The organism is Lysobacter brunescens (assembly GCF_042677005.1).
Taxonomy (GTDB): Bacteria; Pseudomonadota; Gammaproteobacteria; order Xanthomonadales; family Xanthomonadaceae; genus Lysobacter_I; species Lysobacter_I brunescens.
In genome coordinates this window covers 1-18,877 of the sequence record NZ_JBHTIF010000002.1, presented here as the reverse complement: position 1 = coordinate 18,877, position 18,877 = coordinate 1, and the positions used below count along the sequence as shown (strand labels likewise).

Annotated in this window: 16 protein-coding genes; 8 read left to right on the top strand and 8 right to left on the bottom strand. The window is 68.7% G+C overall.

What is annotated here, in order from left to right; genetic code table 11:
* Positions 1–14: 14 nt before the first annotated feature.
* The 8 genes from era to rpoE all read right to left on the bottom strand — a co-directional run bounded on the left by era (position 15) and on the right by rpoE (position 8,487).
* On the bottom strand, positions 15–950 hold the full coding sequence (gene era / locus ACFQ0E_RS12160; protein WP_386824174.1) for a GTPase Era: 936 nt from the start codon (positions 948–950) through the stop codon (positions 15–17).
* Positions 951–1,055: 105 nt separating this feature from the next.
* Entirely contained in the window at positions 1,056–1,715 is a 660-nt protein-coding gene (rnc, locus tag ACFQ0E_RS12155) for a ribonuclease III (RefSeq protein ID WP_386824172.1), read from the bottom strand.
* A 34-nt stretch (positions 1,716–1,749) separates the two neighbouring features.
* The gene (locus ACFQ0E_RS12150) at positions 1,750–2,139 is read right to left on the bottom strand and encodes a DUF4845 domain-containing protein (protein ID WP_386824170.1); all 390 of its coding nucleotides are present in this window, start codon (positions 2,137–2,139) and stop codon (positions 1,750–1,752) included.
* A gap of 66 nt (positions 2,140–2,205) precedes the next feature.
* Complete coding sequence (lepB, locus tag ACFQ0E_RS12145) at positions 2,206–3,024, bottom strand: signal peptidase I (protein ID WP_386824168.1); 819 nt, start codon at positions 3,022–3,024, stop codon at positions 2,206–2,208.
* Positions 3,025–3,108: 84 nt separating this feature from the next.
* The gene (lepA, locus tag ACFQ0E_RS12140; protein ID WP_386824751.1) at positions 3,109–4,902 is read right to left on the bottom strand and encodes a translation elongation factor 4; all 1,794 of its coding nucleotides are present in this window, start codon (positions 4,900–4,902) and stop codon (positions 3,109–3,111) included.
* Positions 4,903–5,083: 181 nt separating this feature from the next.
* Positions 5,084–6,655, bottom strand: a complete 1,572-nt coding sequence (locus ACFQ0E_RS12135; protein WP_386824166.1) for a DegQ family serine endoprotease — start codon at positions 6,653–6,655, stop codon at positions 5,084–5,086.
* A 136-nt stretch (positions 6,656–6,791) separates the two neighbouring features.
* Positions 6,792–7,739 carry an RseA family anti-sigma factor gene (locus ACFQ0E_RS12130; protein ID WP_386824164.1) on the bottom strand — a complete coding sequence of 316 codons (948 nt, stop codon included), beginning with the start codon at positions 7,737–7,739 and terminating at the stop codon, positions 6,792–6,794.
* Between the two features lie 130 nt (positions 7,740–7,869).
* The gene (rpoE, locus tag ACFQ0E_RS12125) at positions 7,870–8,487 is read right to left on the bottom strand and encodes an RNA polymerase sigma factor RpoE (RefSeq protein WP_137851118.1); all 618 of its coding nucleotides are present in this window, start codon (positions 8,485–8,487) and stop codon (positions 7,870–7,872) included.
* A gap of 314 nt (positions 8,488–8,801) precedes the next feature.
* Here rpoE and ACFQ0E_RS12120 point away from each other — a divergent pair, with 314 nt between their 5' ends.
* The 8 genes from ACFQ0E_RS12120 to ACFQ0E_RS12085 form a co-directional block, all read left to right on the top strand.
* The gene (locus tag ACFQ0E_RS12120) at positions 8,802–10,880 is read left to right on the top strand and encodes a 3-hydroxyacyl-CoA dehydrogenase NAD-binding domain-containing protein (protein WP_386824161.1); all 2,079 of its coding nucleotides are present in this window, start codon (positions 8,802–8,804) and stop codon (positions 10,878–10,880) included.
* Between the two features lie 394 nt (positions 10,881–11,274).
* Positions 11,275–13,734 (top strand): M1 family metallopeptidase, encoded by a 2,460-nt coding sequence (locus ACFQ0E_RS12115; protein WP_386824159.1) that lies wholly within the window; start codon positions 11,275–11,277, stop codon positions 13,732–13,734.
* Positions 13,731–14,261 (top strand): DUF6702 family protein, encoded by a 531-nt coding sequence (locus ACFQ0E_RS12110; protein ID WP_386824157.1) that lies wholly within the window; start codon positions 13,731–13,733, stop codon positions 14,259–14,261. Before ACFQ0E_RS12115 ends, ACFQ0E_RS12110 begins: the two co-directional genes overlap by 4 nt.
* Positions 14,262–14,359: 98 nt before the next feature.
* Positions 14,360–14,926 carry a lipocalin family protein gene (locus ACFQ0E_RS12105; RefSeq protein ID WP_386824155.1) on the top strand — a complete coding sequence of 189 codons (567 nt, stop codon included), beginning with the start codon at positions 14,360–14,362 and terminating at the stop codon, positions 14,924–14,926.
* Positions 14,927–15,027: 101 nt separating this feature from the next.
* On the top strand, positions 15,028–15,516 hold the full coding sequence (locus ACFQ0E_RS12100) for an NDR1/HIN1-like protein (protein ID WP_386824153.1): 489 nt from the start codon (positions 15,028–15,030) through the stop codon (positions 15,514–15,516).
* A gap of 91 nt (positions 15,517–15,607) precedes the next feature.
* A complete protein-coding gene (locus tag ACFQ0E_RS12095) occupies positions 15,608–17,395 on the top strand; it encodes an acyl-CoA dehydrogenase C-terminal domain-containing protein (protein WP_386824151.1) in 1,788 nt (595 codons plus the stop codon).
* A gap of 292 nt (positions 17,396–17,687) precedes the next feature.
* On the top strand, positions 17,688–18,248 hold the full coding sequence (locus tag ACFQ0E_RS12090) for an HNH endonuclease (protein ID WP_386824749.1): 561 nt from the start codon (positions 17,688–17,690) through the stop codon (positions 18,246–18,248).
* A gap of 244 nt (positions 18,249–18,492) precedes the next feature.
* Positions 18,493–18,877: hypothetical protein (locus ACFQ0E_RS12085; protein ID WP_386824149.1), on the top strand; the 385-nt coding region annotated here is incomplete at its 3' end.

Sequence of the window (18,877 nt, the reverse complement as noted above, 5' to 3'; positions counted from 1 at the left end):
CGCACTTCATTGGCTTACTCCGTGTACCCGAACGCCTTCAGCGCCGCTTCGTCGTCGGACCAGCCTTCGCGGACGCGGACCCAGGTTTCGAGGAAGACCTTGCAGCCGAACATGCGTTCCATCTGCTGGCGCGACTTGGTGCCGATCTCGCGCAGGCGGGCGCCGCCCTTGCCGATGACGATGGCCTTCTGGCTTTCGCGTTCGACGAAGATCACCGCGCCGATGCGGTACATCGGTTCCGGCGGCGCGCCCTTGCGCTTGGCCATCTCTTCCTCGAAGCGTTCGATCTCGACCGTGGTCGCGTACGGCAGTTCGGCGCCGAGCTGGCGCATCAGCTGTTCGCGGACCAGCTCGCCGGCGAGGAAGCGCTGGCTCTTGTCGGTGATCTCGTCCTCGCCGTACAGCGCGTCCTGCTCGGGCAGCAGGCCGAGCACGGTCTTCACCAGCGGCTGCAGGCCGCTGCGCTTGAGCGCGGACACCGGATGCAGGCTGGCGAACTCGCGGCCTTCGTTCACCGTCTGCAGGAACGGCAGCAATTCGGTCTTGTCGGGATAGCGGTCGACCTGGTTCACCACCAGCACGACCGGGATGCCCGCGCCCTTCAGCGCGTCATAGGCCAGGGTGTCCTCGTCGCTCCACTGCCCGGCGCGAATGACCAGCAATGCGGCGTCCACGCCTTCCAGCGCGCCGCGCGCGGCGCGGTTCATCATCCGGTGCATGGCCGAGGCCGTGGCCTTGCCCTTGTCGGCATGGATGCCGGGGGTGTCGACCAGCACCAGCTGGCCTTCCGGGAAAGTGGCGATGCCCAGCATGCGGTGCCGGGTGGTCTGCGGCCGGGGGGAGACGATGCTGACCTTGGTGCCGACGAGGGCGTTGATCAGGGTGGACTTGCCGACGTTGGGTCGGCCGAGGACGGCGACGTGGCCGGCGCGGTAAGGGGATTCGCTCATCGGGGGATTGTACCGGCACCGGATGCGCCGGCAGCGACGGATATCGGTCAGGGCGACCCCGGGCGACGTGCGGCGTCGCCATGCCGGGTCGACATCCCGGACGGATCAGGCGCCGAGCGCGTCCAGGACCGCCTCGGCGGCGAGCTGTTCGGCGGCGCGTCGGGACCCCGCCTCGCCCTGCCGGCGCAGGTCGCGATCGACGAGCGTGCATTCGGCAACGAAGACCTTGGCATGCTCCTCGCCGCTCTCGGAGAGCAGCGAGTAGACCGGCAGGGGCCACTGGCGGGCCTGCAGCCATTCCTGCAGCCGGGTCTTCGCGTCCTTGCCGAGCTTGTGCGGCGGCGGCAGGGCGTCGATGGCCTCGGCGAACCAGGGCAGCACCACGGCGCGACAGGTCTCGAAACCGGCGTCGAGGTAGATGGCGGCGACCAGGGCTTCGAAGGCGTCGGCGAGGATGGAGTCGCGGCGGTGGCCGCCGGATTTCATCTCGCCCGGACCGAGCACGATGCGCGTGCCCAGGTCGAGTCGGCGCGCCAGCGCGGCGAGCGAGGACTCGCGGACCAGTTCGGCGCGGGCACGGGTGAGTTCGCCCTCGACCGCGCGCGGCCAGCGGGTGTACAGGGCTTCGGCGACGATGGCGCCGACCAGGGCGTCGCCGAGGAATTCCAGGCGTTCGTTGTGCGCGGGCGCAGCGCTGCGGTGGGTCAGCGCGCGCTGCAGCAGCGCCGGGTCGCGGAAGGCATGGCCGAACGACTGTCCGGTCATGCCCGCAGGGAAACCGCTCGCCACTGCCGCAGGATCAGAGCGCCGGCGCGGACGCGGCACCGCCGGACAGCGACTGCTCGGCATTGAACTTGCCGACCGCATCGAGGTTGTAGAACAGCGGGACGCGCACTTCGTAGTTGACGAGGACCATCTGGCCGCCGCCCTTGTTCTCGACCTTCACGTGCTCGTTCTTCACGTTCGACACGTAGTTGATGCTCATGCGCTTGAACAGCTTTTCCTTGATCTGCGCCGGCTGCTCGTGGGCGATGCCGGCCTCGTTGGCCAGGCCCTTGAGCGCGCTCTTGACCTCGAAGAATTCCTTGTACATCGGGAACAGCTTCATGACGATGAAGAGGAAGAACCCCACCACCGCTGCGGTGACGAGGAAACTGATCAGGGTCATACCGCTCTGGTGACGTCGCATGGTTCGAACTCCCCAATGGCACTGTGACGATGTGGTGGTGGACGCACCCGGCCGGGCGCCGCCCGGTCAGGGAATGTCGTTGCCGATCCGGGACGTGTCGAAACTGTTGCGGCAGAACCAACCGCTGCAGTTCAACCAGACCAGGAAGGCCTTGCCGCGGAGTCTGTCCTCCGGAAGCATGCCCCAGAATCTACCATCTTCGCTGCGATCGCGATTGTCGCCGATCACGAGATAGTGACCCGGCGGCACGACCCATTCGCCCTCGCCCTGATCGACCACCGGCAGGTGGGTGATCTCGAGCACGGCGTGCTCGCGGCCGGGCAGCTTCTCGCGCAGTTCGGTCGCGCCGGTCATCTCCACGCCCGGGCCCTTGCCGACGTACTCGCCGACCGGGGTGTACTCCAGGGTCTTGCCGTTGATGCTGAGCTGGTTGTCGCGATAGCTGACGGTGTCGCCGGGCAGGCCGATCACGCGCTTGATGTAATCCAGGCCGGTGTTCGGATCGCTGGGGCCGCGGCCGGGGTAGCGGAACACGACCACGTCGCCGCGCTCGGGCTGGCCGACCTCGATCACTTTCCGGTTGGTGACCGGCAGGCGCAGGCCATAGGCGTACTTGTTGACCAGGATGAAGTCGCCGATCAGCAGGGTCGGCATCATCGAGCTGGACGGAATGCGGAAGGGCTCGGCCACGAAGCTGCGCAGCATCAGCACCACCGCCAGCACCGGGAAGAACGCGCGGGCGTAATCCACCACGACCGGTTCCGAGGCCTCGTCGAGCAGGCCGTCGGCCCTCGCACGACGCTTGGCGAAGATCAGCTTGTCGAGCAGCCAGATGACGCCGGACAGCAGGGTCAGCGTGACCAGTAGGATTTCGAACCAGACCATGGGACTTCCTTCGGAACGGGATCGGGGATGGGGGTCGCGGGCGTGCTGCGTCGTGGATCCGGGTGGCCGGGGTATCGACCGACCTTACTTGCTGTCCACCTGCAGCACGGCGAGGAAGGCTTCCTGCGGAATCTCCACGCGGCCGACCTGCTTCATGCGCTTCTTGCCTTCCTTCTGCTTCTCCAGCAGCTTGCGCTTGCGGCTGACGTCGCCGCCGTAGCACTTGGCCAGCACGTTCTTGCGCAGCGCCTTGACCGTGCTGCGCGAGATGATCTGCGAACCGATCGCGGCCTGGATGGCGACGTCGAACATCTGGCGCGGAATCAGGTCCTTCATCTTCTCGCACAGCTCGCGGCCGCGGCGGTCGGCGTGGCTGCGATGGACGATGATCGACAGCGCATCGACGCGATCGCCGTTGATCAGCGTGTCCACGCGGACGAACGGGCCGGCGTCGAAGCGCAGGAAGTGGTAGTCCAGCGAGGCGTAACCGCGCGAGACCGACTTGAGCTTGTCGAAGAAGTCCAGCACCACCTCGGCCATCGGCAGCTCGTAGCTGATCTGCACCTGGTTGCCCATGTAGGTGATGCCGATCTGCGAACCGCGCTTCTCCTCGCACAGCGTGATGCAGTTGCCGACGTAGTCCGGCGGCGTGAGGATGTTGGCGCGGATGATCGGTTCGCGGATCTCGTCGACGTGGTTCACCGGCGGCAGCTTGGCCGGGTTGTCGAGCGACATCACGCTGCCGTCGGTCTTCAGCACTTCGTAGACCACGGTCGGCGCGGTGGTGATGAGGTTGAGGTCGTACTCGCGCTCGAGGCGCTCCTGGACGATCTCCATGTGCAGCATGCCGAGGAAGCCGCAGCGGAAGCCGAAGCCCATCGCCTCGGAGCTTTCCGGCTCGAAGCGCAGCGCGGCGTCGTTGAGCTGCAGCTTCTCCAGCGCCTCGCGCAGGTCCGGGTAGTCCTCGGCGTCGACCGGGAACAGGCCGGCGAACACACGCGGCTGCATTTCCTGGAAGCCCGGCAGCGGATGCGGCGCCGGGTCCTGGTTGCGGGTCAGCGTATCGCCGACCGGCGCGCCGTGGACGTCCTTGATGCTGGCGGTGACCCAGCCCACCTCGCCGGCGCCCAGCTTCGGCAGCACCTTGCGCTTGGGCGTGAACACGCCGACGTTCTCGACCTGATGCGCGCGGCCGGTGGACATCACCAGCAGCTTGTCGCCGGGCTTGATCTCGCCCTGCATCACGCGCACCAGCGACACCACGCCGAGGTAGTTGTCGAACCAGGAGTCGATGATCAGCGCCTGCAGCTTGTCGGTGTCGCGCGGCTTCGGCGGCGGGATGCGGTGGACGATGGCTTCGAGCACGTCGACGATGTTCAGGCCGGTCTTGGCGCTGATCGCCACGGCGTCGGTGGCATCGATGCCGATGACCGCCTCGATCTCGCTCTTGGCGCGTTCGATGTCGGCGGTGGGCAGGTCGATCTTGTTGAGGATCGGCACGACTTCCAGGCCCTGCTCCACGGCGGTGTAGCAGTTGGCGACGGACTGCGCCTCGACGCCCTGCGCGGCGTCGACCACCAGCAGCGCGCCTTCGCAGGCGGCCAGCGAGCGGCTGACCTCGTAGCTGAAGTCGACGTGGCCGGGGGTGTCGATGAAGTTGAGGAAGTAGGTCTCGCCGTCCTTCGCCTTGTACGGCAGCGAGACGGACTGCGCCTTGATGGTGATGCCGCGCTCGCGCTCGATCGGGTTGGAGTCGAGCACCTGCGCTTCCATCTCGCGGGCCTCGAGGCCGCCGCAGAGCTGGATGATGCGGTCGGCCAGGGTCGATTTGCCGTGGTCGACGTGGGCGATGATGGAGAAGTTGCGGATGTTCCGCATGGAGTCGGTCATGGTCGTCGGCGGCGGCCGTCGGCGGCCTTGAGGGGAAAACGACGGATTATCGCACACCCCCGGGGATTCACCGCCGGAGGTCGGCCGAACGGCGGCCCGGGAACGCGATCGCCCGGCCGGCGGGGCCGGACCGGGCGATGTGGAAGCATCGGGCGTGGCGCCTGGCCGCTTACTTGCGCTCCTCCAGCGGGCTGACCGCGACGAAGGACGTGGCGCCGCCGCGACGGATCAGCAGCATCACGGTCTGGTCGGCGCGGAACTTCGCCAGTTCGCGGTCCATGGCGGCGACGCTGCCGACCGGGGTGGTGCCGACGCGCAGGACGATGTCGCCCGGGCGCAGGTTGGCGGCGCGCGCGGCCTTGCCCTCGATCCGGGCCAGGCCCACGCCCTCGCCGGGGCGCAGGCTCAGGCTGCGGCGGTCGTCGGCATCCAGGTCCTGGCCGATCAGGCCGAGCTTGTTGCCCGAGGCCGCCTCGGCGGGCTTGCCGCCGTCGCCCGCGACGGTAGGGGTCGGACCGTCGCCTTCGTCGAGGCGGGTCAGGGTGACCTTGCGCTCGATGGGCTTGCCGGCGCGCAGGATCGAGAGCGTGACCGAGGTGCCCGGCGCCCGGCTGCCGATCGCCGGCGGCAGGTCGCTGAAGTCGTTGATCTGCGCGCCGTCGACCGCACGGATGACGTCACCCGGCTCGATGCCGGCCTTCTCCGCCGGGCTGCCCGGGCGTACTTCGGTCACCAGGGCACCCCGGGTGTCGGGCAGATCGAAGCCCTTGGCGGTGTCCGCCGTCACCGTGCCGACCACCGCACCCAACTGGGCGCGCTCGACCTTGCCGCGGGTCTTGATCTGGTCGGTGACGTTCATCGCCACGTCCATGGGAATGGCGAAGCTCACGCCCATGTAGCCGCCGGAATTGCTGAAGATCTGCGAGTTGATGCCGACCACCTCGCCGCGCGTGTTGAGCAGCGGGCCGCCGGAGTTGCCGCGATTGATCGCGACGTCGGTCTGGATGAAAGGCACGTAGCGCTGCTCGCCGCCGGTGCTGCGGCCGATGGCGCTGACGATGCCGGCGGTGACCGAGTGTTCAAGACCGAACGGCGAGCCGATCGCGACCACCCACTGGCCGGGCTTGAGCTTCTTCGAGTCGCCGGTGCGCAGGAACGGCAGGCCGCTGGCGGTGACCTTGAGCACGGCGACATCGGACTGCGCGTCGCTGCCGACCAGCTTGGCCTCGAATTCGCGGCGGTCGGCGAGACGCACGCGGATCTTGTCGGCGCGGTCGACGACGTGATGATTGGTCAGCACGTAGCCGTCGGCCGAGATCAGGAAGCCGCTGCCCTGCGAGGCGCTCTGCGGACCGACCACCTCGTCCTCATCGTCCGGCCCCTGGCCGCGTCCGCCGCCCGGGCCACCGGGGAAAGGCGTATCCGGGCCGAAGAAGCGGCGGAAGAATTCGGGGATCTGGTCTTCGGGAATCTGCTGCGGGCCTTGGCCGCGCATCATCGGGCTGCGCGCCGAGCCGGTGGCGACGATGCTGACCACCGCCGGGCCGACGTGGTCGACGAGCTGGGTGAAGTCCGGCAGGCCGGTGACCAGCTGCGGGGCGGCGGCCGGCTCGGCGGCGACCTGTCCGGCAACGGGCGGCACGACGGGCGAGCGTGCGGTGATCGGCACCACCACCGTGGCGGTTGCGGTGGCGGCAGCGGTGGCCGCGACGAGCGAAAGGGTACGGAGCGACGATTTCATCGGGCGTGAGATCCTCGACAAAGACGGAAAGGAAAATGTAGGGGCGTCATGTGCGTGGGGCGACGGACGACGCTGCGGACGCGCCGTCATGCCGATCGCCTCCTGCCGGTGCCGCGAGGCACCGGGCGGGCGAGCCTCAGTGCCCGCGACCGGCCTGCTCGGCCTGGGAGGCGTCGATCAGGGGCACGAAGTCGGGCTGGAACGGCGAGCGACGCGTGGTTTCGATCGGATAGGTCACCATCACCTCGTCCGACTGCGACGCACCCGGCACCAGCGCGCGGGGCCAGGATTTCGAGCCCTGCGCCGGCGACATCCCCGGCGCTGCGGCGCGCGAGGCATCGACGGCGGCGTAGGTCTGCACCGACGCATCGACGGCGGCAGAAGACGCCGCGCCCTGGCGCGCACGGGACGGGTTCTGCACCGAGGACGGGGCTGCGGAGGCCAGCGCGGCGCGTTCGGAGGTCCGCTCGGACATGGCGCGCGAGGCGGCCATGAGCCTGGGCTTGGTGTCGCGACGCTGCTCGGAAACGGCGGCGGCAGCAACGACGGTCGCGGCAGCCACGGCCCCGACGGTACCCGGCGTCAGGCCAGGCGTGGGTTCGGGCACGGACGGCAGCTGCGGGGCCGGCGCCGGAACCGGCAGCGTGGCGGCAGCGGGCGAAGTCGCCCCGGCGATCTGCAGGTCGCCGGCGGCCGGGGTGTCGAGGCGCGTGCCGAACAGCGCGGCCAGCGCGACCGAGGCGGCCAGCGCGGCGCCACCGCCCCAGTAGAGGAAGGACCGCCCGCCCCGGGCGACGCGGATCGGCGCGACCTCGGCTTCGGCGATGTCGTTGGCGATCGCGCGGCCGACGCGCTGGGCGAAGTCGGCAGGCAAGGCGCGGCCGGCGCCGCCGCGCATGGCGTCGCCATAGAACTGCCAGCGCTGCCAGCAGTCGGCGAGTTCGTCATCGTGTTCCATGCGACGCAGCAGGAAGCGGGATTCGTCCGCAGACAGCGCGTCGTCCATCATCGCGGAGAGGCGCTCGCGGTGGAATTCCCGGCCCTGGGCGTCGTGCTTCGTGTCGATGTCGTGCATTCCGGTCATGGTGGTTCGATGTCGGAGAGGGGGGCTTGCGTCGAGGTGCGGTGTCGAAGTGCGGTGAAGCGTGCGGAACCTGTTGGAGCGGAGCCTGTTGGAATCTGTCGGCGCTTGCCGGGCGCGCGGCGAGCGAAAGTCAGCGGATCGCGCGTTCGCGCTCGCGCGGCGCATCCATGAGCGGGCGCAGGCGTGCGTCGATGGCGTCGCGGGCGCGGAAGATGCGCGAGCGCACCGTGCCGATCGGACATTGCATGCGCTGGGCGATCTCCTCGTAACTCATGCCCTCCACCTCTCTGAGCGTGATCGCGGCGCGAAGTTCCTCGGGCAGCGCGTCGACCGCGCTCATCACGGTCTGCTCCATCTCCTGGCGCATGAGTTCGCGTTCGGGGGTGTCGTTGTCGCGCAGGCGCAGCGCGGACTCGAACTGCTCGGCATCGTCGATGTCGATGTCCTCGCCCGGCGGCCGGCGCTTGTGCGCGACCAGGTGGTTCTTGGCGGTGTTCACCGCGATGCGGTGCAGCCAGGTGGAGAACTGGGCGTCGCCGCGGAAGTTGCCCAGCGCGCGGTAGGCGCGGAGGAAGGTCTCCTGGGCCACGTCCTGGCATTCGCTCCAGTCGTGGATGTAGCGGCCGATCAGGGCCACCACGCGGTTCTGGTACTTGCGCACCAGCAGGTCGAACGCGGCGCTGTCGCCCCGCTGCACCCGCCGGACCAGTTCGAAGTCCACATTTTCCGATGACGTCATCTCGGCCATGAGGCCGTCTCTCCCGTGGTGGTGACCGCGCCGCCCCTGCCCGGATCGCCTTCGGGGCGTGCCGGGCCAGCAGGATGACCGGTCGTTGGGACCATACTCCTCCGGGGAAGTTCCCGGCGAGTGGCGGCGGGGCCGCCGTGGCTGCAACATCGCCTGATCTGAGGCCGTGCCGCCCCTGCCACAAGGCATGGCGGTTGCCGGGGCGTTCAGATCGGCGCATCCGGGCGGGCAGCGTCCCGGCCCAGCCCCGTCATTGACGCGCCGGAAGCCACCCCGGATCATTCATCCATTCTCCAGCGTATGGAATAGAACCCATGACCACAGGACCTTCCCCCCTGCCCGGCCTCGACGGCCTGCGCCTGCGCCACTGGCGGCTGGAACCGCGCCACGACGGCGTGCTGGTGCTGTCCTTCGACCGCGAGGGCGAATCGGTCAACACCTTCAACCAGGACGTGCTGATCGAACTGGGGGCGCTGCTCGAACGCATCGTGCTGGAGCCGCCGAAGGCACTGGTGCTACGCTCGGCCAAGGACAAGGGCTTCATCGCCGGCGCAGACATCAAGGAATTCGAGACCTTCGACCGCAAGGGCACCACCGCCGACGCCATCCGTCGCGGCCAGCAGGTGTTCCAGCGCATCGCCGAGCTGCCCTTCCCCACCGTCGCCGCGATCCACGGCTTCTGCATGGGCGGCGGCACCGAGATCTCGCTGGCCTGCACGTATCGCGTGGCCTCGAACGACCCGTCGACGAAGATCGGCCTGCCCGAGGTGATGCTGGGCATCTTCCCGGGCTGGGGCGGCAGCGCCCGCCTGCCGCAGCTGGTCGGCGCGCCGGCGGCGATGGACATGATGCTGACCGGCCGCGCGCTCTCGGCGTCGGCTGCACGCAACATCGGTCTGGTCGACAAGGTCGTGGACCCGGTCGGGCTGGTCGAAGCCGCCGCGACGCTGGGCCTCAAGGGTACCGAACGCCCGTTCAAGCAGCGCTTCCTCGGCTGGGCGACCAATACCTGGCCGGCGCGCCAGTTCCTCGCGCCGAAGATGGCGCAGATGACCGCACGCAAGGCCCGCAAGGAACATTACCCGGCGCCGTACGCGCTGATCGAGACCTGGCGCCGCAGCGCCGGCCTGGGCATCCAGCAGCGCCTCGACGCCGAGCGCAAGGCGGTGGTGAAGCTGGCCGGCACGCCGACCGCGCGCAACCTGATCCGCGTGTTCTTCCTGCAGGAGCGTCTGAAAGGCCTGGGCGGCAAGACCCACGGCATCGAACACGTCCACGTGGTCGGTGCCGGCGTGATGGGCGGCGACATCGCCGCGTGGGCTGCCTACAAGGGCTTCCACGTCACCCTGCAGGACCGCGAGCAGCGCTTCATCGACGGCGCCCTGCAGCGCGCGCAGACCCTGTTCGAAAAGCGCGTGAAGGACCCGGCGAAGCGTCCCGACGTCGTCGCGCGCTTGGTCGGCGACCTCGACGGCGCGGGCGTGGCCAAGGCCGACCTGCTGATCGAGGCGATCATCGAGAAGCCCGAGGCCAAGCGCGACCTGTACACCTCGGTCGAGCCGCGCATGAAGGCCGAGGCGATGCTGACCACCAACACCTCGTCGATCCCGCTGACCGAGCTGCGCGAGCACATCGCGCGCCCGGCGCAGTTCGCCGGCCTGCACTACTTCAACCCGGTGGCGCAGATGCCGCTGGTGGAGATCATCCACCACAACGGCATGTCGCCCGAGGTCGAGAAGCGCCTCGCCGCGTTCTGCCGCGCGATCGACAAGCTGCCGGTGCCGGTCGCCGGTTCGCCGGGCTTCCTCGTGAACCGCCTGCTGTTCCCGTACATGCTCGAAGCGCTGACCGCCTACAGCGAAGGCATCCCCGGCCCCGTGATCGACAAGGCCGCGACGAAGTTCGGCATGCCGATGGGCCCGGTCGAACTGGTCGACACGGTGGGCCTGGACGTGGCCGCCGGCGTCGGCGCGGAACTCGCGCCCTTCCTCGGCCTGGAGATTCCCGCCGCGCTCGCCGCACCGCCGGAATCCGGCAAGCGCGGCAAGAAGGACGGCCAGGGTCTCTACCGCTGGGAAAACGGCAAGCCGCAGAAGCCGCAGGTGCCGGCCGAGTACAAGGCGCCCGACGACCTCGAAGACCGCCTGATCCTGCCCTTCCTCAACGAAGCCGTCTCCGCGCTGCACGAGGGCGTGGTCGCCGATGCCGAACTGCTCGACGCCGGCGTGATCTTCGGCACCGGCTTCGCCCCATTCCGCGGCGGCCCGATCCAGTACATCCGCGACACCGGCGTCGAGGTGCTGCTGGGCCAGCTCAAGGCCCTGGAAGCGAAGTACGGCCAGCGCTTCGCACCGCGCCCGGGCTGGGACAACCAGGCGCTGAAGAACATCTGACACTCCCGCTGATTCCACGACATCCGGACATCGGCCAAACAGGCGCGCATCTGCTTGCCCCCTTTGCAAAAGGGGGCAGCGGTCGCGCAGCGTCCGCGGGGGATTTGGGGCCTTACCGATCAGGCCTTCGACGCGCCGCCCCGTCCGTCGTGCTCCTGCAAATCCCCCCGCCGCGCTGCGCGCGTCGGCCCCCTTTGCCAAAGGGGGCGATCCTGCCTGTGCCGATCCTGTCCGACCGGGCAGACCGAGACCCGATTCCGCCCGACCGGGACTTCCGGCATACGTCGCAGGCGCTCACCGGTCGCCAAAATCGGGAGTTTGTCCGTTTCGGCCCGGGAGAGGGGTCCGGCGGCGTCCACTTCCCGGGGAACACTACGTGGGCATTCCAGCATCCTTGCGTCCCGTCGTCCTGCATGGACTGATCTTCTCGACCCTGACGATGGTGCTGGGCGCATTCGCGCCCGACGCCGGCGCGCAGGCCCTGCGCCAGACCAAGGCGCCGTTCGAGGACAAGTTCCGCCAGCTCGAAGGCGAGGACTGGCCCACCCCGACCGATTACCGCAACGCCGCCGGTGCGCCGGGCCATCGCTACTGGCAGCAGAAGGTCGACTACGACATCCAGGCCCGGCTCGACGAGGCCGCGCGCACGGTGAGCGGCAAGGCGCGCATCACCTACCGCAACCAGTCGCCCGACGCCCTGCCCTACCTCTGGCTGCTGCTCGACCAGAACCACTACAAGCGCGATTCGCTGGCCGAGCTCAGCCGCACGGTCAGCGGCGACAGCATGAGCCTGGGCGAAGTGCGCCGCGCCAAACGCTACCAGACCTGGGAAGGCGGCTTCGAGATCCGCGCCGTGCGCGACGCGAACGGCCGCGCGCTGCCCTTCACCGTGGTCGACAGCCTGCTGCGCATCGACCTGGGCACACCGGTCGCGGCGAACGGCGGCACCGTCGCGTTCGACATCGAATGGGCGTTCCCGATGGCCGAGAACCGCGTGGTCGGCGGGCGCAGTGGCTACGAGTGCTTCACCGATCCGGGCCAGGACGGCAACTGCATCTTCCAGGGCGCGCAGTGGTTCCCGCGCCTGGCGGTGTATTCCGACTACGAAGGCTGGCACAACAAGGCCTTCCTCGGCTCGGGCGAGTTCACGCTCGAATTCGGCGACTACCGCGTCGCCCTGACCGTGCCGGCCGATCACGTCGTCGCCAGCACCGGCGCGCTGGAGAACGCCGACCGCGTGCTCAGCGCCGCGCAGCGCGAGCGCCTGCAGCGCGCGCGCGACGCGAAGGAACCGGTGTACGTGGTCACGCCCGACGAAGCGCTGGCCGCCGAGCAGGGCAAGGCGAAGGGCGAGAAGACCTGGGTGTTCGAAGCGAAGAACGTGCGCGACTTCGCGTGGTCGTCCTCGCGCAAGTTCGTCTGGGATGCGCTGGGCGTGCGCCAGGACTCCGCCGAACAGCCGGTGGTCATGGCGATGTCGTTCTATCCCAAGGAAGCGCGCCCGCTGTGGGATGCCTATTCGACCAAGGCGATCGCGCACACCCTGAAGGTCTACTCGCACTTCACCTTCCCGTATCCCTACCCGACCGCGCAGTCGGTGAACGGACCGGTCGGCGGCATGGAATACCCGATGATCACCTTCAACGGCCCGCGCCCGGTGAAGGACAAGAAGACCGGCAACCTCACCTACACCGAGCGCGCGAAATACGGCCTGATCGGCGTGGTCATCCACGAGATCGGCCACATCTATTTCCCGATGATCGTCAATTCCGACGAGCGCCAGTGGACCTGGATGGACGAAGGCCTCAACACCTTCCTGCAGTTCCAGGCCGAGAAGCTGTGGGATGCCGACTATCCGTCGCGGCGCGGCGAACCCAAGGACATCGTCGAGTACATGGTCTCCCAGGACCAGGTGCCGCTGATGACCCAGTCCGACTCGCTGCTGCAGTTCGGCGCGAACGGCTACAGCAAGCCGGCGACGGCGCTGGTGGTGTTGCGCGAGACGGTGATGGGCCGCGAACTGTTCGACCGCGCCTTCCGCGAGTATTCGCAGCGCTGGTACATGAAGCACCCGACGCCCTACGACTTCTTCCGCACCATGGAGGAGTCCTCGGGCATCGACCTCGACTGGTTCTGGCGCGGCTGGTTCTACACCACCGACCACGTCGACATCGCGCTGGAAAAGGTTGTGCGCCATCGCCTGGACAGCGGCGACCCCGAGAAGGAAATGCGCCAGCGCCGTGAGCTGCGCGAAGACGAGCCGAAGTCGCTCACCGCGCAGCGCAACACCGCGACGAAGCCGCTGGGCCCGACCGTGGTCGAAAGCGACCCGGCCACCCGCGATTTCTACAACCGCACCGACGAATTCACCGTCACCGCCGAAGCGAAGCGCAAGGCCGCGCGCGCGCGCGAAGCGCTCAAGCCCGAGGAGCGCGAGGCGCAGGCGACCACCGACAACTTCTACCGCTTCACCTTCGCCAACAAGGGCGGCCTGGTGATGCCGGTGATCCTGAAGCTGACCTTCGCCGACGGCAGCGACGGCACCTGGCGCCTGCCCGCCGAAATCTGGCGACGCAACGCGAAACAGGTGACCTGGGAACTGGTGACGGCGAAGACCTTAGCCCGCGCCGAACTCGACCCGCTGTGGGAAACCGCCGACGCCAATCGCGGCAACAACGTCTTCACCGGCGAGATCGAGACGAAGACGCTGCGCATCGCCAGGCCCGAGGAGGCCGAGAACCGCATGAAGGATTCCGACCTCAAGGTCATGCCCGGCTCGCTGGAGACCTTCCCGGCCGCACCGCCGAAGTCCGATGCCAAGGCGTCGGACGCGAAACCGGCAGGCACGCCGTGAGCGGCTTCCGCATCGCCGCGCTCGGCCTGCTGCTGGCCCTGTCCGCCCAGGTATCCGCGCATCGCGGCCAGGACGCCCTGACCGTAGTCGAGATCGACGATGTGCGGGGCGAGGTGGTCGCGACCCACCACTTCGCCGCGCACGACATCGAACCCCTGCTGCCCCGTCTGGCGGCCGACGCCGAGGCCAGCCTCGACGACACCGCCGCGCAGGAGGCACTGACCGCGCACCTCGCCCGGCATTTCACGCTGTCGACCGACGCCGGCGGGATCGTGCTGAGCCTCGATGCGCTGCGCCTGCGCGGCGACGACGTGCGCGTGGCCTATCGTGGTCGCTTCCCGAAGGCCGCGACCTCGCTGGACCTGCATTCCACGCTCGGCGCCGACCTCACCGCCGGCAGCAGCCACCAGGTCAACGTGCGCCGCAACGGCGTGACCCGGACCCTGGTGTTCGAGGGCGCGGACGACACCGGCACCGTCACGTTCGCCCCCCGCACCGGAAAGGCCACCGGCGCCGCCGGCCGCTGATCGGCGCGCATAACGGGTTTTGAACATCGGGTCGATATGATCGACCCGATCCGCGCGCATCGGCGCAGGGTCGCAATCCAACGACATCGGGGGGTCGCATGCGTTCGATCGCGTTCGTCACGTCGCTGGTTTCACGGAGCGTCGCACTGTCCTTCGCGCTGGCCTGCGCGTTCCCGACCGCGCACGCGGCCGAGCCCGTCGCCTCCGTCGAACAGCTCGACATCACCCGCTACGCCGGGGAGTGGCACGAGATCGCGCGGCTGCCGCTGTTCTACCAGCGCAAGTGCAAAAGCGAGATCACCGCGCAGTACACGCTGCGCGACGACGGCCTGATCGGCGTGCGCAACCGCTGCCGCGACGAGGACGGCGAACTGGACGAGGTCGAAGGCATCGCCCGCCAGGTCGCCGACCACCCGGGACGTCTCGAAGTGCGTTTCGCGCCCGACTGGCTGTCCTGGCTGCCACTGACCTGGGCCGACTACTGGGTGATCGCGCTCGACCCGGACTACCAGTGGGCGATGGTCGGCGAACCGGGCCACGAATACCTCTGGATTCTTTCTCGCACGCCGGACATGCCGCGCGCGCGCTTCGAGGAGCTCAAGGCGCGCGCCGTCGCGATGGGCTACGACCTCGACGCCCTGATCGTCAGCGCGCCCTTGCGCTGAGTGGCGGCTGACCCGGCTTCTCCCGGACCCGCCGCGTTGCGCACGCGGCGGCGGTTAGTATTGGCGTTCCACGACACATCACGCCTTTCCTGGAGCACCCCATGCGGCCACGCCGGTTCCCGCACCTTCCCGTCTTCGCCCTGGCCACTGCGGCCCTGCTGCTCGCCGGCTGCGCGAGCGGCCCGATCAAGCGGGTCTCCGAACCCACCGCGAGCATCCAGCAGCTCAGCGTCGGCGCCGACGGGCAATGGACGGTCGACCTGCGCCTGCAGAACTTCAGCAACGTGCCGATGCGCTTCGACCAGGTCGCGCTGACCCTGCGCACCGGCGACGAGGCCGCAGGCGAACTCAAGGCCTCGCCCGCACTGACCATCGGTCCCGAATCGGTCGACACCCTGTCGATCAAGCTCACGCCCAGCGCGCCCGCACGCCTGCTGATCGCGGGCACGCTCGCCGACCGTCGCAGTCTGTCGTACAGACTCGAAGGCACGATCAACGCCGCAGCCGAAGACCGCAAGCCGCGCGAGTACGACATCAAGCGCGAGAGCGCGCTCAGCCCCGTGCCCGGCCTGCCGGGCGTGATGCGTTGACGCACCGCAGCATTTCCGCAAGCGGAGCGTTTGCTCCAATTCCGGCGCCCATCATCGGCGCCAGTCCATCCACACCGGATCCGCAGTCGCCATGAACACCTACAAAGCTCCGCTCGCCGACATCCGTTTCGCGCTGTACGACGTGCTCGACAGCGAGGCCTTGTTCGCACGCCTGGGCTTCGCCGACGCCAGCCGCGAGCTGGTCGACGCGATCCTCGACGAAAGCGCTCGCTTCACCGAAACGGTGATCGCGCCGCTCAACCGCGTCGGCGACGAACATGGCTGCACCCTCGACAAGGCCACCGGCCGCGTGACCACGCCGCCGGGCTTCCGCGAGGCCTACCAGCAGTTCGCCGAGAACGGCTGGGCCGGCCTGGTGTCGCCGACCGAGTACGGCGGCCAGGGCCTGCCGCACACCGCCGGCGTGCCGGTGAAGGAAATGATCGACGCCGCCAACCTGGCCTGGGGCAATTTCCCCCTGCTCTCGCACGGCGCCACCGAGGCCCTGCTGCACCACGGCGAGGACTGGCAGAAGGAAGCTTTCCTCAAGCCGATCATCGAAGGCCGCTGGACCGGCACCATGTGCCTGACCGAACCGCACTGCGGCAGCGACCTCGGCCTGCTCAAGACCCGCGCCGTGCCCAACGGCGACGGCACCTACTCGATCACCGGCACCAAGATCTTCATCACCGCCGGCGACCACGATTTCACCGACAACATCATCCACCTCGTGCTCGCCCGCCTGCCCGACGCACCGGCCGGCAGCAAGGGCATCTCGATGTTCATCGTGCCCAAGGTCAAGGTGAACGCCGACGGCTCGCTGGGCGAACCCAACGCCGTGCAGTGCGGCGCGCTCGAACACAAGATGGGCATCCACGCCTCCGCGACCTGCGTGATGAACTTCGACGGCGCGGTCGGCACGCTGATCGGCCAGCCGCACAAGGGTCTGATGGCGATGTTCACGATGATGAACACCGCCCGCCTCGCCGTCGGCCTGCAGGGCCTGGGCCTGTCCGACCGCGCTTACCAGAACGCACTGCGCTACGCGCGCGACCGCCTGCAGATGCGCGCGCTGTCCGGCGCGAAATTCCCCGACAAGGCCGCCGACCCGATCATCGTCCACCCCGACGTCCGCCGCATGCTGCTGACGCAGAAGGCGCTGATCGAAGGCGGCCGCCTGCTCGGCTACCACGCCGCGTCGCTGATCGACGTGGCCATCCACGACCCGGATGCCGAAGCGCGCAAGCGCGCCGACGACCTCATCGGTTTCCTCACGCCCATCGTGAAGGCCTGCCTCACCGAGTGGTCGATCGAGTGCACCTACCACGCGCAGCAGTGCTTCGGCGGCCACGGCTACATCCAGGAATGGGGCATGGAACAGCTGGCCCGCGACGCGCGCATCACCACGCTGTACGAAGGCACCACCGGCATCCAGGCGCTCGACCTGATGGGCCGCAAGATCATGCAGCAGCAGGGCGCGGGCCTGCGCGTGTTCCTGGGCATGATCGGCGAGTTCTGCACCACTCACGCAGACGACGCTTCGCTGGCCGAATTCATCGGCCCGCTGCGCGAGATCGCCCAGGAATGGCAGGCGCTGACGATGCAGATCGGCCAGCGCGCGATGGGCGATGCCGACGAACTCGGTGCCGCCGCATGGGATTACCTGTTCTATTCCGGCTACGCCGCGCTCGCGTACTGGTGGGCGCGCGCGGTCGCAGCCGCCGATGCCTCGTCGCATCCGCAGTCGCTGAAGAATGCCAAGCGCGAGACCGCGCGCTTCTACTTCACGCGCCTGCTGCCGCGCACGCGCACCCACGCTGCCGCGATCGCCAGCGGCGCGGCGCCACTGATGGCGCTCGACGCCGACGCGTTCGACTGAGTGCTCTGTCGCAGTCTCCGGGGCGGTGGCCTGCTGGCCTCCGCCCTCGCTGCAGCGCATCGACAAATCGTCACGAAAAGGGTATATGCTCGGCTTCCATATGGAGGCCGACACACCCACGTTGCGCCTGCTCCATCAGGGCGCGTCCCAGACCGGGACTCCGCACCGGGTCGATGATCGCAACGATCGTCCCCCGGCCCTCACCGTCGTCGCCGACAACGGTGACGCGCTACCCTCCGCTCCCGCCCAGCATGCACACGGCGCCGTCCCCGCGCGGCTCGACAGCGTTCGACTGCTGTCGCTGGACGCGCACGGTCGCGTGCTCGACTGGATCAGCTGGCAAGACGCCGCTTGCCTCTATGCGCGCGATGCCGTGTCGTGGACGCTCGGCGAGCCCTGCCTCAGCGTGCACGGCGGGATCTGCCGCAGCAGCGGCGAACGCAGCGTGCTCGAACTGCATCCGATCATCGCCTCGCGCGGACAGGCACGCGCGCATGCGCTCGATCCCACGCCCGCGCTGACCAACACCGCACTGTTCGCGCGCGACCAGCACCTGTGCCTCTACTGCGGCAAGCACTACGGCCGCGGCACGCTCACCCGCGACCATGTCGTGCCGATCTCGCGCGGCGGTCGCGACATCTGGGAGAACGTGGTCGCCGCCTGCTTCCACTGCAATTCGCGCAAGGGCGGACGCACGCCGCAGCAGGCCGGCATGCCGCTGCTGGCCGTACCGTACCGGCCGAGCTGGATCGAGCATCTGATCCTCAGCAATCGCAACATCCTTGCCGACCAGATGGCCTTCCTGAAACACCAGTTGCCGAAGAATCCCAGGGGCACGTCGATCGTGACCTGAGCGCTGCCGTCATTCGCCGACCAGCGGCATCTGCTGCGATGCACAACACGTCTTGCCTGCGGGCGCAAAGCGCGGATGGGTTCGCACTTTGCGCAGCGCTGGAAGAGCGCGCCGCAAGAAACTGACGCGGAAGGTAAAAAAACGCCGCAGCGTGCGCGTTGACGTGGCATATCCCCTTGGCGACACTCTGAGGTTTACGGCACACAGGCTGCAAATCATGTCGCTCACACTTGGCCTGACAGGGATGGATCAAGCCACCGAAACCGCGCTCAAGGCGGCCTTCAAGGAAGCCGGTGCGCGCGTCGGCCACTGGTCGATGGTCGCGGAAAACGATGCCGACTACGTGATCGTCGACATGGACAGCATGTACGGGCCGATGAGCTGGCTGCGCCTGCACGCCGCAGGCAAGCAGGTGATCGGCCTGACCTCGGCGCCGCGCACCCAGGCGGACTACCTGCTGGGCCGCCCTTTCGACGCCCACCAGCTCGCCAGCATCCTCACCCAGATCGGAGGCGAGCCGGCATCGCCACCCGCGCCGGCACCGGCACCCGCCCCGGTCGCCCCGCCGCCCGCCCCAGTGCCACCGCCGGCCGCTGCGCCGGCACCGGCCGTCGCGCCGCCCGTGGCGG